The organism is Pseudoalteromonas maris (genome assembly GCF_049257235.1).
Lineage (GTDB): Bacteria > Pseudomonadota > Gammaproteobacteria > Enterobacterales > Alteromonadaceae > Pseudoalteromonas.
Window position 1 is genome coordinate 87,949 of sequence record NZ_JBMMUF010000006.1, and the last position, 13,221, is coordinate 101,169.

The 13,221-nt window shown below is 41.3% G+C and carries 14 protein-coding genes and 1 pseudogene; 6 read left to right on the forward strand and 9 right to left on the reverse strand.

Annotated features, from left to right (window positions below; genetic code table 11):
* Nucleotides 1-43: 43 nt before the first annotated feature.
* The 5 genes from AAEU32_RS10220 to AAEU32_RS10240 form a co-directional block, all read right to left on the reverse strand.
* On the reverse strand, nucleotides 44-1,432 hold the full coding sequence (locus tag AAEU32_RS10220) for an anti-phage deoxyguanosine triphosphatase (RefSeq protein WP_421970424.1): 1,389 nt from the start codon (nucleotides 1,430-1,432) through the stop codon (nucleotides 44-46).
* Nucleotides 1,432-2,646, reverse strand: a complete 1,215-nt coding sequence (locus AAEU32_RS10225) for a restriction endonuclease subunit S (protein WP_421970425.1) — start codon at nucleotides 2,644-2,646, stop codon at nucleotides 1,432-1,434. Before AAEU32_RS10225 ends, AAEU32_RS10220 begins: the two co-directional genes overlap by 1 nt.
* A complete protein-coding gene (locus AAEU32_RS10230; protein WP_421970426.1) occupies nucleotides 2,636-4,153 on the reverse strand; it encodes a type I restriction-modification system subunit M in 1,518 nt (505 codons plus the stop codon). Before AAEU32_RS10230 ends, AAEU32_RS10225 begins: the two co-directional genes overlap by 11 nt.
* Nucleotides 4,154-4,180: 27 nt before the next feature.
* Nucleotides 4,181-4,765: a restriction endonuclease subunit S gene (locus tag AAEU32_RS10235; RefSeq protein ID WP_421970427.1), complete on the reverse strand. Its 585-nt coding sequence runs from the start codon at nucleotides 4,763-4,765 to the stop codon at nucleotides 4,181-4,183.
* Between the two features lie 179 nt (nucleotides 4,766-4,944).
* The gene (locus tag AAEU32_RS10240) at nucleotides 4,945-5,175 is read right to left on the reverse strand and encodes a helix-turn-helix domain-containing protein (protein WP_421970428.1); all 231 of its coding nucleotides are present in this window, start codon (nucleotides 5,173-5,175) and stop codon (nucleotides 4,945-4,947) included.
* 126 nt (nucleotides 5,176-5,301) lie between these two features.
* On the opposite strand from AAEU32_RS10240, the gene AAEU32_RS10245 reads away from it, so the two are divergent.
* The 3 genes from AAEU32_RS10245 to AAEU32_RS10255 are packed head-to-tail and all read left to right on the forward strand — an operon-like array spanning nucleotide 5,302 to nucleotide 7,669.
* Nucleotides 5,302-5,835, forward strand: coding sequence for a VspR family transcription factor (locus tag AAEU32_RS10245; RefSeq protein WP_421970429.1), 534 nt, complete (start codon nucleotides 5,302-5,304; stop codon nucleotides 5,833-5,835).
* Nucleotides 5,836-7,323 (forward strand): DEAD/DEAH box helicase, encoded by a 1,488-nt coding sequence (locus tag AAEU32_RS10250; protein WP_421970430.1) that lies wholly within the window; start codon nucleotides 5,836-5,838, stop codon nucleotides 7,321-7,323.
* A gap of 16 nt (nucleotides 7,324-7,339) precedes the next feature.
* Nucleotides 7,340-7,669: a hypothetical protein gene (locus AAEU32_RS10255; protein ID WP_421970431.1), complete on the forward strand. Its 330-nt coding sequence runs from the start codon at nucleotides 7,340-7,342 to the stop codon at nucleotides 7,667-7,669.
* Nucleotides 7,670-7,852: 183 nt separating this feature from the next.
* On the opposite strand, the pseudogene AAEU32_RS10260 reads toward AAEU32_RS10255, so the two are convergent.
* Nucleotides 7,853-8,560, reverse strand: a pseudogene (locus tag AAEU32_RS10260) (glutamate synthase-related protein); the annotation flags it as partial.
* Nucleotides 8,561-8,786: 226 nt separating this feature from the next.
* The gene (locus AAEU32_RS10265; protein WP_421970432.1) at nucleotides 8,787-9,092 is read right to left on the reverse strand and encodes a DUF6482 family protein; all 306 of its coding nucleotides are present in this window, start codon (nucleotides 9,090-9,092) and stop codon (nucleotides 8,787-8,789) included.
* 134 nt (nucleotides 9,093-9,226) lie between these two features.
* Here AAEU32_RS10265 and AAEU32_RS10270 point away from each other — a divergent pair, with 134 nt between their 5' ends.
* The gene (locus AAEU32_RS10270) at nucleotides 9,227-9,949 is read left to right on the forward strand and encodes a pseudouridine synthase (RefSeq protein WP_421970433.1); all 723 of its coding nucleotides are present in this window, start codon (nucleotides 9,227-9,229) and stop codon (nucleotides 9,947-9,949) included.
* A 164-nt stretch (nucleotides 9,950-10,113) separates the two neighbouring features.
* Here AAEU32_RS10270 and AAEU32_RS10275 read toward each other — a convergent pair whose 3' ends face one another.
* On the reverse strand, nucleotides 10,114-10,497 hold the full coding sequence (locus AAEU32_RS10275) for an MAPEG family protein (RefSeq protein ID WP_421970569.1): 384 nt from the start codon (nucleotides 10,495-10,497) through the stop codon (nucleotides 10,114-10,116).
* 292 nt (nucleotides 10,498-10,789) lie between these two features.
* Here AAEU32_RS10275 and AAEU32_RS10280 point away from each other — a divergent pair, with 292 nt between their 5' ends.
* A complete protein-coding gene (locus tag AAEU32_RS10280; protein ID WP_421970570.1) occupies nucleotides 10,790-11,605 on the forward strand; it encodes a lipase family protein in 816 nt (271 codons plus the stop codon).
* 10 nt (nucleotides 11,606-11,615) lie between these two features.
* Complete coding sequence (locus AAEU32_RS10285; RefSeq protein ID WP_421970434.1) at nucleotides 11,616-12,704, forward strand: DUF4785 domain-containing protein; 1,089 nt, start codon at nucleotides 11,616-11,618, stop codon at nucleotides 12,702-12,704.
* Between the two features lie 52 nt (nucleotides 12,705-12,756).
* Here the strand turns inward: AAEU32_RS10285 and AAEU32_RS10290 are convergent, their stop codons facing one another.
* Complete coding sequence (locus tag AAEU32_RS10290) at nucleotides 12,757-13,212, reverse strand: GNAT family N-acetyltransferase (RefSeq protein WP_421970571.1); 456 nt, start codon at nucleotides 13,210-13,212, stop codon at nucleotides 12,757-12,759.
* Between the last annotated feature and the right edge of the window lie 9 nt (nucleotides 13,213-13,221).

A 13,221-nucleotide genomic window follows, 5' to 3' on the forward strand; every position in this document is an offset into this window, starting at 1 on the left:
TAATTTAGTTGCTAATAAACAAGGTCAATAAAGACTATTTCGATCAAAGACGATCAAAAATAGAACCTTTACTTGGAGTAAATAACTTTTCATAGAACTTGGTCGCGTAATCATCAGTCATACCAGATACAAAGTCACATATAACTCTAAGCTGAGCTGACTTTTTAACCTTATCTTCTAAATCTTCACCTGCTTTTTTCCACCTTTCTCTGGTTGGTTTTGGCAAGAACCTATTAGGATCTTTAGCTAACGTTTGAAACAGCTCAATGACTAATTTTTGTCCTTTAAACTCAAGTTGTTGAACATTTTCATCAAAAATCACTTGTTCGCATACTAAGTCAAAAATGTGCTTTCTAAGCTTTTCAATTTGAGGCTCTAATTTAACCTCCAAGCTAAGCAACGGATTTTCACAACCCGACTGGTTTTTTTCGATAACTGCATTGGTAATCATTAAGTTAACCAAGTTGCCGATAGCTTCTTTTCTACAGTGACTTTCCTTATGAAATAAGTCGGCAGTAATTAAATCAAAATTTAAATCGTTTCTATCAAGCTGCTTTGCTAAATCATCAAATAAAGCTTCTTTGCCTTCAAAGTGCTCTCGCCAGTGCCTTTGAGTGATCATCCCAAGTGACAAAGCGTCTTCAAAATCATGCAAACTATATGAAATGTTGTCTGCTAAATTCATAATTGTGCAGTCCAAAGATTTATATAAACTTTTCTTATGCAAAGGTTTCTCTGGCTCATCTTTATCTATCGGTTGCTCAGTTTGAGTAAACTTCGCAAGGTCATCCCTAGCAAATCCATCAAAAATGAAATCAACAATTTCTTGGTCGCATTCGTGGTAACACTTAGGAGGCTTCTGTGTTCGGGCCTCAAATAACCAGTAAGGAGCATTCTTGTCAGGGACTTGTTCATAGGCTTTTTCATTAACAAGTTCATTGTATGCAACTGGATATTTCAGTATGCCGAGCAGCATCCTTCTCGTAGGGTTTAATCCGTACTTACCCGTATACTTGTCAAGCTTTCCAAGGATTCTTAACGTTTGACCATTACCCTCAAAACCACCATGCTCGCGCATACAGTAATTTAAAGCGACTTCACCACCATGACCAAAAGGAGGGTGACCAATATCATGAGCTAAACAAATTGCAGTTATTAATGACGTGTTGGGTAAGTGTTCATGATATTCCACAAATTTCTTATTTTTACTTAGGTACTGAACAATACCTCTACCAATTTGAGCTACTTCCATTGAGTGCGTTAGTCGAGTTCTATAAAAGTCACTCTCACCAAGTCCCAACACTTGAGTTTTTGACTGTAAACGTCTGAACGCCGCTGAGTGAATTAATCGAGCTTCATCCCTATCATATTCATCCCTAACATCATCAGGTCTTTTGTCTTGCTCTAATCTACGTTGTTCTAAAAAGTCCATTATGCGACCTCCTTATCATCAATTTTTACTCTGCGCTTGCCAGTTAACAATTGCTGCATTAACGCTTTTTTCTCTTGTTTTAAATCGCCCAGTTGCTTTTCTAACAATTCGATTTCTTTATCGGCATTAGTAAGAACTGAAGCAATTCTCTCCTGTTCTCTGATATCAGTAGGATACTTAAAATCTTTTTCTTTAAGCTCCCGCATATGTCTGCTATAGCCAAGATTAGGAATATCGGTATCTGACAATAAATAAAATGCATATTTATCGTTCAAGAGCTTTGTACTTTTTAATACTTGAGTTCCATCAGCACCTTGCGCAAATGCAAAGTTAACCCACTTTACAACACGAGTATGGTCTCCAAAGATAATTACTGGTAATTCGGTATATTTTTCATCATTATTTGTATAACCAGAAATAAGTTGTTTACCTTGATCAACGATTGGCGTTTTTCCATCGCTTAAATACTCACTTGATTTAACTTGTGTTTTTTTGTTGTTTGCAACTTTAAAAAGCTCAGAAAATGTAGAAAATCGCCACTCAGAATCAAATGACTTACCTGAATCATCAAGCAGACGTTTTTTGCCCGTGAGCAATTGTTGCATCAGCGCTTTTTTCTGCTGCTTGCTGTTGTCGATTAGGCGCTCGGTGGTGTTGATCACTTCATCCCAAGTAGATAGGATTTTGGCTATTTTCTTTTGTTCTTTGAGCGGTGGTATATTGAAGTTCCATTTATACCAGTCTTCTAACTTGAAAATCATTTTTTCAATATGAACACCAATACTTGAATGAAAGCAGGTCTGCTGAAAATAAAGTGTTTCTGATAAATATTGAAAAAATTCCAGATCAAAATTTGGTTTAGCATGAAATACCGAATACTCATTTGAAACGATAGAACCATCAAGGTCAGGTGGAACCAGGCCACAAGCACCATGAACAATTTGACGTTTGGAAATAACAAAGTCTCCGGCTTTTACCTCAAATTGGCTTTTTACCTTAATGTCTTTACCTAATAAGTGCTCTCTTCTTACTACACCGCCACGAGAGCGTTTGACTGTCAGAAGGTCATATTCGGTATCATCTTCTAACTTAACTTTTCTAGGGATCAAATCTAAAAAGTTATTTAATGAGGATCTTTCCCACCCATGAGGTTGTTCTCCTAAAATTGGCTTGCCTGCTTTTACACTTGGTGGGTATTTGGAATCAATTGTCATAACCCAACTCCTTCAAGTAGCCTTCCATTTCAGCTTCAAGTGTTTTTAATTCACCCCGTAACTGAACACGCTCACTTCGCACTGCAACCAAATCAATCTCAGCTTCTTCTTCAAAGGTATCAACGTAACGAGGAATATTAAGGTTAAAGTCGTTTTCTTTAATCTCATCAGATGTTGCTAAATAGGCGTACTTATCAACAGTTTCACGCGCTTTATAAGTGTCGATAATCTTCTGAATATTATCTCCAGTGAGCTGGTTCTGGTTTTTGCCTGACTTAAACTCACGACTGGCATCGATGAACATTACATTGTTATCGGTTTTCTGTTTTTTGAAGATAAGAATCGCCGCTGGAATACCTGTGCCAAAGAATAATTTTTCAGGTAAGCCAATCACTGCATCTAGTAGGTTCTCTTCAATAAGTTGTGTGCGGATTTTACCTTCAGATGATGCGCGGAATAGTACACCGTGTGGCACTACAACCCCCATGCGTCCTGACTCTGGCTTCAATGTTTCAATCATATGGCTGATAAACGCATAGTCACCTTTAGTTTTAGGTGGCACACCACGGCGGAAACGACCAAATTCATCATTTGCAGCACCTTCAAAACCCCATTTATCGAGTGAGAAAGGAGGGTTTGCAGTAACAATATCGAAGTGAAGTAAACCAGTACCTTCTTTGTCCAAAAGCATAGGGTGGCGAATGGTATCGCCCCATTCAATGCGGTGGTTATCTTCACCATGAAGGAACATGTTCATTTTAGCGAGTGCCCAGGTAGAGCCGATAGCTTCTTGACCAAATAGCGCGTACTTTTTAGAGCCTGAGTTATTGCGCACCATAGCGCCACATTTCATTAGTAGTGAGCCAGAACCACATGCTGGGTCGCAGATTTCATCACCTTCTTTTGGCTCTAAAATAGCTGCTAGTAAGTCTGATACTTCCGGTGGCGTATAGAACTCACCTGCTGACTTACCGCTACCTGCGGCAAAGTGCTTGATTAGGTATTCGTAGGCGTTACCAATGATATCGAGTGAGCCAACACGACTAGGGCGTAAGTTAAGTATCTCTTTACCAAAGTCTTCTAACAGGTGACGAAGAATGTCGTTCTTTTGTTTTTCCTGACCTAGCTTATCGGTGTTAAAGCTAATGTCTTGGAACACATTTTTTAGCTTAGTGCCGTTCGCTTCTTCAATAGCGTGAAGTGCTTGGTCAATACGCTGACCGTTACCTGCTTCATGACGTTTCTCGTAAAGATCCCAAAAGCTCGATCCTGTGGGCAATACAAAGCGTTGCTTTGCCATCATTGCGTGAATTAGTTCAGGGTTGTCTCCATATTGCTCAACAAGCTTGTCGTATTCATCTTGGTATACATCAGAGATATACTTTAAGAACAACATGGTTAAGATGAAATCTTTATAAATAGAAGGGTCTACCGTGCCTCTAAAGGTATCGCAGGCAGCCCATACCGCCTTATTAATTTCGTCTTGGTTTATTTGTGTTGTTGTCATCTTTTAAGTCCTTAATTTTAATTCTGTTTAGCCCTGATAATCAGAACCTAATAATTCTTTAGCGATGCCTTGCATCTGTTTTGCTCTGTTCTCAATTAGAGCACTTAGAATGCGTTTTTCTTGCTTAACTTTGTTATCAAACCCAACGATAGCGTGCTGCTTTTCGAGAGTTGGAATAACAATCGGAGTTGCTTCGAGTACAGCTCGTCGGATACTCGTTTGTGCGCTACCTTCAGCAGAGTTTGCAAAGTACCGCTGGGCACCATCTTGGTTTAGCTGCCAGGCTACAAATTCAGGTAATACTGCTGTATCAGTTACTTGAATTAAAAAATAATGTGGTGCGCAAACCGTTGGTTTATTAATTTCTCCAACACAACCTGCTAAGTTACGCCCACCACGAGCCGCAAACAGCACATCGCCTTTTTGTAACCAGTCAGGTGTTTTACGCCCTGTAATATTTGTGCGAATGAGTTGATGCCACTGTATGATCCCATCGTTATCAATATCCCTGATCTGCACCGCATAAGCGTTACCTTCCGTGTCTTCAGGTATCTTTCCCCTAAAAGGGTGGCCTGCTTTCACAATCGCAATATCAGATAATGTTTTATTCATTCTTAATTGCACCATATAAATGATGCATTAAAGATAGCGATGGATGATTATTTAGTCAATGATTATTTTGCATCTTTTGAATGGTGCAGCTTTGATTGTGATCAAAGTTAAGTATTTGGAAGGTGTGTTTTAGTGAATGTGGGTATGTGCTTACTTTAAATGTTGAATAAATAAGAAGTTTAAAGTGCGCTTATGTCGTCAGCTTCCGGTATTAATTCAATTAACTTACATTCAAGCGCTTTGGCGATAGCGCATAACTTAATTACAGTAACGTTAACTGTACCTTTCTCAACTCGACTCAAATAACTCTGATCTAAGCCAGATTTAAATGATAATTCGGCTTGGCTTTGGTCTTTATAGACTCTCATCATCTTGATATTTTTACCTAACTTTTTCGCAAAATCGTCCATTAGATTGTCTCAGACAAAAAAGACTAAATATCCCACATTGCGTTGATTTACACGATTGCATATAATCCTAAATAATGCGTATATGCATATTTAAGGTGTTTTTATTATATTTATTGAGGTTTATGCATGGAAAAATTCGAACTAGACAAAACTGTCATCCAAATTTTGTCTATGCCCAACGTCAATCACTTCACAGCCACTGAAATTAGAACGGCATATATAGCAATAAAGCAGGATGTAGAACTTAATCCAACTGTATCCCGTCGTTTCGTTTATGAGGAGCTTTTAAAATTAACTAGGCGGGGTTGGTTAGTAAGAAGCACAACTAAGAAGAAAGGGGTTACTCGTTACACCAAAAGCGACTTGTTCGATCACGCAATTTTAAAAGAAATGGTATCGCCAATGCCTTATGAAGAGATAGACGAGGCTTCACCTGTCAATTACTCCCAAATGCTTATTCAAAGGTTGAATAAATATAACTCTGCGCTATTAGAGGGATTAGGAGCGGTTAAAGAGTATGTCGCTTTGAAAGACATATACCCTGACAAGCATGACGATTTAAAAGGTCGTTACATGGCAGTTCAGGAAAACAACCATATCTTAAAAGGGAAGATTTCAGTTTTAAACGAACTTATTAAATCAATAAAAGAGAACGAATAAATGAAACTAAGAAATTGGCAGTCAGAGTGTATTCACTCTGCAATTTCTAAATACAAATCAAAGAAGCACTTTTTAGCACTAGCTACTCCTGGTGCTGGCAAAACAGTGATGGCCTCAGTATTAGCTAAACAGATGTATGACCAAGGTGATATTGATCTTGTACTTTGCTTTTCTCCTTCTTCAATCGTCGCGCATGATTTCAGTGAAGCGTTAAGTGAACAATTCGATGCACATTTTGACGGCACTATTGGCGCATTAGGCAACTCATTCACTTATCAAGCATTGGGCACACTAGATAGTAAGGTCTGGCGCTTATTTGAAAAGTATCGCGTGTTTGTGATCTTTGATGAGATCCATCATTGTGCAGGTTCAAATATAAAAGATGCTAACGCTTGGGGTAAGCCGATAATAACAACGATTAAAGAAAAAGCGGCGTATACAATCGCACTAACTGGCACACCGTGGCGATCAGATTCACTACCTATCGCACTTGCGGAATACTGTAATGAGTCAGGGCAAATACAATGTGATTACGTATATGGCTTAAAACAAGCTATTGCAGACAATGTATGCCGAATACCGCAAGTAGTCGCATTAGATAATGACCAGATTACTGTTGTAGAGGGTGATGAAACGAGTCACTTCACAAGCTTTATAGATCTCTTATCACAATCAATTATTCCATATTCTGAGATTGTGACTAACACGAGCGTAATAGAGCAACTATTAATTCACTCTAGTCATAAGCTAAATGAGCTTCGTGCAAAAAATAAAGAATCAGGTGGGTTAATCGTTGCCTCATCCATTGCTCATGCTTGGAAAATTCAACTAATTTTGAAGCAGACTATTGGAGATAGTGCTGTTGTTGTCACCAGTGATGAAGGCAACGGAAATGATCTCATTAGATCTTTTAGATATAACCAAGATAAGTGGATCATCAGTGTTGGAATGATATCGGAAGGCACGAACATCCCACGCCTTCAGGTGTGCTGTTACCTTTCAAACGTAAAAACAGAGATGAATTACCGTCAAGTAATGGGGCGTATATTGCGCATTACTGATGCTCCAAATCAGCAGGCAATTCTATTTATCCCAGCAGAGCCAAGCCTTGTTGATTATGCTTATCGTGTGGCGCAAGACATTCCTGACGAATTAGCAAAAGTAAAATTCGCTCAAATGAATGATGAAATCATTGCAGAAGTTCCTGTTTTAAATGAAGGCGACGAAATTTATGATACTGATAGTCATACAATAATTACTGCTAATAAACCAACTATCAGTATTGGTGATGTAATCATTAATGCTGATGAAAGCCTAACTCCTTTTAATGATATACCATCAAGTGAATTAGATATTCCAATAGATAAAATCATGGGGATCTTTGGTCAGTTTAACCACAAAGAGCTTGAAATTGACGGCTTCGATCAACTGATCATCTCCGAGCAATCAATGACAAAACTCAACAAGCTTAGCTCTGAAGTATTTTAGAAAAATTGGTGTATTTATGATTCACAAGCCTCATGGCTGGGTAATTTTAAAATTTACTAGCAAAGAAAAAGTGTATTTTAAAATATTTGCAAGCTGGCGCGGTGGCTACTTAGACGGCGATTCGTGGCGACTTAGCTCTGGTTCTAGAATCCCTCCCGAAATATCTGAGTGTGGGAACTATTGGATTTGGCTACAAGAATCCGGCTCTACCTATCAACTTCCTTTTCTAGGTGAGGGCGGAACTTCTGTATATACAGAGAACGTACTGAACGACATTTTAAGGCAAGAAAAAAGAAGCGGCATAAACATTGAGAAAATGAATATACGAGAAATAAATAAGTATTAGTTTTTAAGAGCTTTGCCAGGTTTATTTCATAGAACTCATAAGGTCTTATTCATGGATAAAAACATTGACATAATAAACTCTAGTTGTCAGTTAGAATATAAAAATCATTGACTGACAAAGTTACAATTTAAGTCTTTTTATACGTGTATATATAAGGTGTCAGTTTTATTACTTTTGGTGTATCGCACCTTGGCTCATTTTTATTTCGAACATTCTCACTTGCTCATGCGTCGCTATCTCTTTGAGCTTCTTGTCGCTGAGCTTTCCATGCTCATCACGCACCCCATATTTAGCAGTGCCTATTTGAAAAACGAGGTCGGCCCCTCCTTCAAGGTGATATGGGCTCAGACCTCCCTCGCCAGTATTCATCCAGCAGCCAGCCTTTTTGGCGCCATGTGACAAGGCTCGTACCGCGCTTTTAGACAACGCGCCGTAACTCATACCAGAGATATTGAACACCTTGCTAGCATGAAAAGGAACTGGGCATTGGGGGCCAATAACAACTGCTTCAGGTTCCAACGCATCTTCCTCAAGAGTAGGAAACGCTGTATTCATGAACATAATCGTGCCCGTTGGATCGAGACTGCGCGTCGAACCAAATGCCGAGGTTCTATCAAGATTCTTGGCAGCACGATAAACCCAGCTTCGCTCGGCACGATTGAAGGGCATTTCCTCGCGATCCATAGCAAAGAAGTACTGCCGAAAAAACTCGCCCTGGCGTTCAAAGAAATAACGAAAACGACCGATCACTGGATAATTCCGCCGGATCGCATGGGAATGCTGAGTGACATCCACGACATACATATAAACGATGGCGACAGCGATAAAAGCAATAATGAGTAAAAAAATACCGGTAAGAATGTCGATGGCGTGAAGGATAAGCTCGCTCATAGTCAATTGTCCTTTTGTACCTGATAAACTCAGAGTTACACAAGAAGTCTCAATTGACCAGAGCGACAGCACGGTCTTTTGCACCCAACCGCACCAGATAAAGAGGTTAGCACAATTGTTGGCATTCGCTAGTTTTTGACGAAATAGCGAAGGTTTCTAAGGAGATAGGCGATTAAAATAGCACAATAGAGGTGCTCCGATGTGGCCCCGTGAGGCAAACATCGAATCAATAATAACTGTTATTACCAAAGGACACTTCTAAGGTGTTGTCCGCCTCCCTCACCGGCTGCCCACACATTTCGTCATACGCACTAGAGTGGCGCAGTGTCATGTGTTGGTAAGCAATGTGATCGAATAGTTTTTGTATGTGCAGCGGACTGTGGGCGGTAAGTGTGTTTCCCTTGTTATCTTTGACGTAGTACTCAACGTTGTTGACCACGACACTGACTTGATACAAGGCCATATCAACCGAATTAATAATCACTTTTTGTAAAGGTTGCAGCTCTATTAACTGCCCAAGTGTAATGCCCATAGTGCACCTCCTATTGATACATATGGCACTACGCATTGAACACCTGAAATGATCAACCTAACTGGCATTATTTTAATCAAGATTGGCGTCACTACCATGTTATGATGATGCTTCGTCTAATGTGTGTTGATCTTATGACTAATCCCATTCGCCTTGCTAAATACTTATCCCATGCTGGAGTATGCTCTCGTCGACAAGCTTCACGCTTAATCGACTCTGGGGTGGTATTTGTGAATGGCCAACCTGCCAATCATATTGATCATGTTAGCGATGCCGACGCCATTGAAGTGGAGGGTCAGCTTCTGTCAGGCTTGGCAAAAAAGCGCTACTTTGCTTATCACAAGCCTGTAGGTATTGATTGCAAATTAAAACCACAAGACCCGCATAGCCTCATTCACCACTTACCCCCAGCACTGCGCACCTATCCCATTGGCAGATTGGACAAAGACTCCAGAGGATTACTCATTCTCACCAATGATGGTGAATTATGTAATCTTCTTGCTCACCCTGATTTCAGTCATGAAAAAGAGTATTGGGTCGAAGTCGATAAGCCGCTCGATAATCCGTTTTTCACTCAGATGCAAGCAGGAGTACCTGTGGACGGTGAAATAACAAAGCCCTGTATTTGCGAACCCATTACTGCAACCCGATTTAAAATAATCCTCACCCAAGGGCGCAATCGTCAAATTCGTAAAATGGCTCGCTTTTGTGGTTATCGCGTCACGGATCTATTGCGAGTGCGCATAGGAGAGTACTCACTGGATACTGAACTCATTCCCCAAGGTACTTATGTTGAACTCGATAGCGCTGAGATCAATGTATTGAAAAAAGTAACAAGATTTCAAGATGGCACTTAGAGGCAATTGGAGATCCATTAGAGAACGCAGAGTATTCATTTAAAGTACAGGTCACAGATTTGAGAAAGTATTGTATATACAACCAAACTATAGAGTGCGACCGCCAAACCTTCAATCAAAGCAAGCACCTTTACCAAGGCGCTTGCTTTGTGGTTTTAATTTACTTATAGACTCAACGACATCATCGCAATGGGGCAAGCCAATGACACTGCCCAAATAAGCGAGCGCATAAGGTGCCAGTCAAACCAATAGCAAACGCAGTAAAGTGCGCGACTGACGATATAGGTTATAGCCAAGCCATCAATCCATGCGCCTTGCGTATTGGTACCTAACACCACAGCAACCGCAACAGAAAAAACAATAAGCGATTCAAAACTATTTTGGTGCGCGGCCAGCGCTCGTGCGCCAAAGCCTTTTAAAGACTGCTGTTGTGCTCGAGGATGGCGATTGTCATAACCCCCACTTTGCTGCTGTGCCAAAGCCAACGGCGCTTTGGCTAAATAAGGGATCACACAGGCAACTAACGCACACATTATCACGGTACTCATCATAGTATTGTTCCTTGTTATTTTGTCTCATTGTGCGTTTCTTTACCGCTAAGCTCAATGATTCTTTTGCCCTGTAATTTCCTGTTTTGGTGAATTCCCATACAGCTAAACGTGTATTTAAAAGACAAAAAAGTTAATTTTTTGTAAATTATTTCTTGCATTTGTACCTGTTTGAACTATTTTCTGATCGGAGGTCACTCCTCCAACCTGATAGATAAAATAACAATCAACAGGAATACACATGAAAACAAAACTACTTTCACTGGCAAGCGCAATCGCGCTCGCTATCGGCATGAGCCAAAGTGCGCTCGCAGCACAGGGGGTCGCATTTGTGCACGGTACGGGAAACCAGTCCGATGCTTACAATGATTATTGGACAAGCAACTTCGTCAACACGGTACGCCAAGGGCTACCTAATACCAGTAACTACACGGTAATCAATTGCGATTTTGAGCAATATATGTGGACTGATGGTGCTGCCGGTTGCCTTGCTGGGCAGCTTACGAATTTCATCAACAATAAAAATATTACCGAGTTAACACTCATCACTCATTCTAATGGCGGCAATGTTGTCCGTTGGATCTTATCTAACCCAACTTGGGACAATCGTTACCCAAATATCATCACCAAAGTAAAACGCACTATTGCACTGGCGCCTTCAAGTGGCGGCACACCGCTGGCTGATGCGGTGGTAGCTGGCAATTCGTTTGAGCAAATCCTCGGGTGGCTACTCGGTTATGCCAACGATGCAGTTAAACAACAACAAGTCTCTTGGATGGCATCTTACAATGCACAGTGGCTCTACGGCACTCCCAATCGCCCGAGTTTACCTTCAACCTTTGAAACTGTGGTTGGCAGTGATGTCGACTCAGCGATTTGGGATAGCGATAGCTATTGTGGTGGCTACCAAAACCAAGTGGCATTGGAAACCACCCAAAACTGGTTAGACAATTGCTCAGATGGCTTTTTAAATTGCAGTTCACAGGCGCTAGCTGGTTCTGTTTGGTTTACTGACAAGTCACGAACCAAAGGCCGTGAACCACTGAGTCACCAACAAAGCCGTCGCAATTGCTTCGGTCTTGGCGACATGTTAAAGAACCGCATTTAGGAGCACAACAATGACAAAACTAATCCCATTTTGCGCTCTAGCACTTTTGGTGAACATCAGCGCACACGCAAATAACGAACAAACTGTGTATCAATATCCACAGGTACAACCCGCTGGCGAGGCGCTGCAATCCTTACACAAAACGAGTGTGGAATATTGGCAAACCGTGTCGGGTAAAGAACTTAAGACAGGCATTCCCGTATTTGTTAGCCAGAGCCAACACTTTATTCGCATCGCGCCGAGGGCACATTTCGACAGCGGTGAGATAATAAAACCACAGAGCCTTGCCAGCAAAGCCTTTATCGCCAAAGACGCCGACACCCAAAAAGAGTTGTCTATACATGTTGTGGCTGAACAACAACACATGCGCGAAGCAGGCTTTGACGATGGCAGTGTCGGCATCAAACTAGCCAATATAAAAGCGCAAGGCCAAACATTGCTGCGCACCAAACAGGCCCTCAATGACAATGATGAGTATCTAGTGCATGTGATTGAAAAAGGCTCGCGTCAGGCGCTCAAAGCAAATACGCAATTCACATTAGGACAATATCAACAACGCCTAGATATCTCGCTTGATTTGGGTGATGCACCGCTCAAAAACGAGCAAGTAAAACTGCGGCTGCACAGCCCAGTAAGTGAGAAAGTCGATGTCGCCTTTGATAATGGTGAAGCAGTGTTCGCTCAACCTTTAACTCACTTAGGAGCGGCTCAAGGTTACTATGAGCTTGAAGCGACTGTGACCACACAAATGAATGGCCAAACAATTAAACGTTCTGTACAAATGCCCTTTGTTTACAGCGCTCAGACCATAGTGATGGACACTGCTACCGTAACAGCGTTAGCGGATAATCACTATCAGGCCATTGTGCCAGTGGAAGTTGAAATGCACGGCCGTTATGCAATTCGCGCAACCTTGCGCGGTCAAAGCAACAATGGCGACCCCATTTCAATTGCAACGGTGGAGGTAGCAAAAAACATCAGTAGTGCCGATCAATTTGTGCTGCCATTTACTTCCACACAAGCGGTCTACGGCCCTTATCAACTTGTTGATGTTGAACTCATAGATCAAACTCGCATGCTGAAATTTACACCTCAGTAGCGCGTGTTGGTTTCTCGACACAACGTCAAGCCGGTGTTAAACACCGGCTTTTTTACAACGCGATACGCATGAAGCGGCTGTGAGGGTCGTCGGTATAGTCAGCAAAAGGCGGGCAATCAACAAAGCCAAATTTTGTATACAACCGATGCGCAGACCCAAAGTACTCTTGTGTTCCTGTTTCTAAACTCACGCTCTGATACCCTTGTTCTTTGGCAAACTGCACCGCATGGGTGAGCAAGTGTGCGCCAACGCCTTGATTTCTAAATTGCGCTCGGGTGCGCATAGATTTTAATTCTGCACTGCCACCATTTAGGTGCTTAAGGGCGACACAGCCAGCTAACGAACCGCCAATCCAAGCACTGAAAAAGGTAATTTCTGGCGCTTTAAGCGCTTGTACATTCAAGGCATGCACGCTTTCGGGTGGCGATGTCGCATGCATGTCATCTAAATGTTCTTGCAACAAGGCTACCACTTCGCCACCGAGCAAATCATCCACTCTTATATCGATATTATTGTT

Bases quoted from the DNA above. Each gene is read 5' to 3' on its own strand.
- AAEU32_RS10230 (WP_421970426.1), bottom strand. From the start codon at position 4,153: ATGACAACAACACAAATAAACCAAGACGAAATTAATAAGGCGGTATGG.
- AAEU32_RS10275 (WP_421970569.1), bottom strand. From the start codon at position 10,497: ATGAGTACCGTGATAATGTGTGCGTTAGTTGCCTGTGTGATCCCTTAT.
- AAEU32_RS10255 (WP_421970431.1), top strand. From the start codon at position 7,340: ATGATTCACAAGCCTCATGGCTGGGTAATTTTAAAATTTACTAGCAAA.
- AAEU32_RS10220 (WP_421970424.1), bottom strand. From the start codon at position 1,432: ATGGACTTTTTAGAACAACGTAGATTAGAGCAAGACAAAAGACCTGAT.
- AAEU32_RS10245 (WP_421970429.1), top strand. From the start codon at position 5,302: ATGGAAAAATTCGAACTAGACAAAACTGTCATCCAAATTTTGTCTATG.
- AAEU32_RS10240 (WP_421970428.1), bottom strand. From the start codon at position 5,175: ATGGACGATTTTGCGAAAAAGTTAGGTAAAAATATCAAGATGATGAGA.
- AAEU32_RS10270 (WP_421970433.1), top strand. From the start codon at position 9,227: ATGACTAATCCCATTCGCCTTGCTAAATACTTATCCCATGCTGGAGTA.
- AAEU32_RS10250 (WP_421970430.1), top strand. From the start codon at position 5,836: ATGAAACTAAGAAATTGGCAGTCAGAGTGTATTCACTCTGCAATTTCT.
- AAEU32_RS10235 (WP_421970427.1), bottom strand. From the start codon at position 4,765: ATGAATAAAACATTATCTGATATTGCGATTGTGAAAGCAGGCCACCCT.
- AAEU32_RS10280 (WP_421970570.1), top strand. From the start codon at position 10,790: ATGAGCCAAAGTGCGCTCGCAGCACAGGGGGTCGCATTTGTGCACGGT.
- AAEU32_RS10225 (WP_421970425.1), bottom strand. From the start codon at position 2,646: ATGACAATTGATTCCAAATACCCACCAAGTGTAAAAGCAGGCAAGCCA.
- AAEU32_RS10285 (WP_421970434.1), top strand. From the start codon at position 11,616: ATGACAAAACTAATCCCATTTTGCGCTCTAGCACTTTTGGTGAACATC.
- AAEU32_RS10265 (WP_421970432.1), bottom strand. From the start codon at position 9,092: ATGGGCATTACACTTGGGCAGTTAATAGAGCTGCAACCTTTACAAAAA.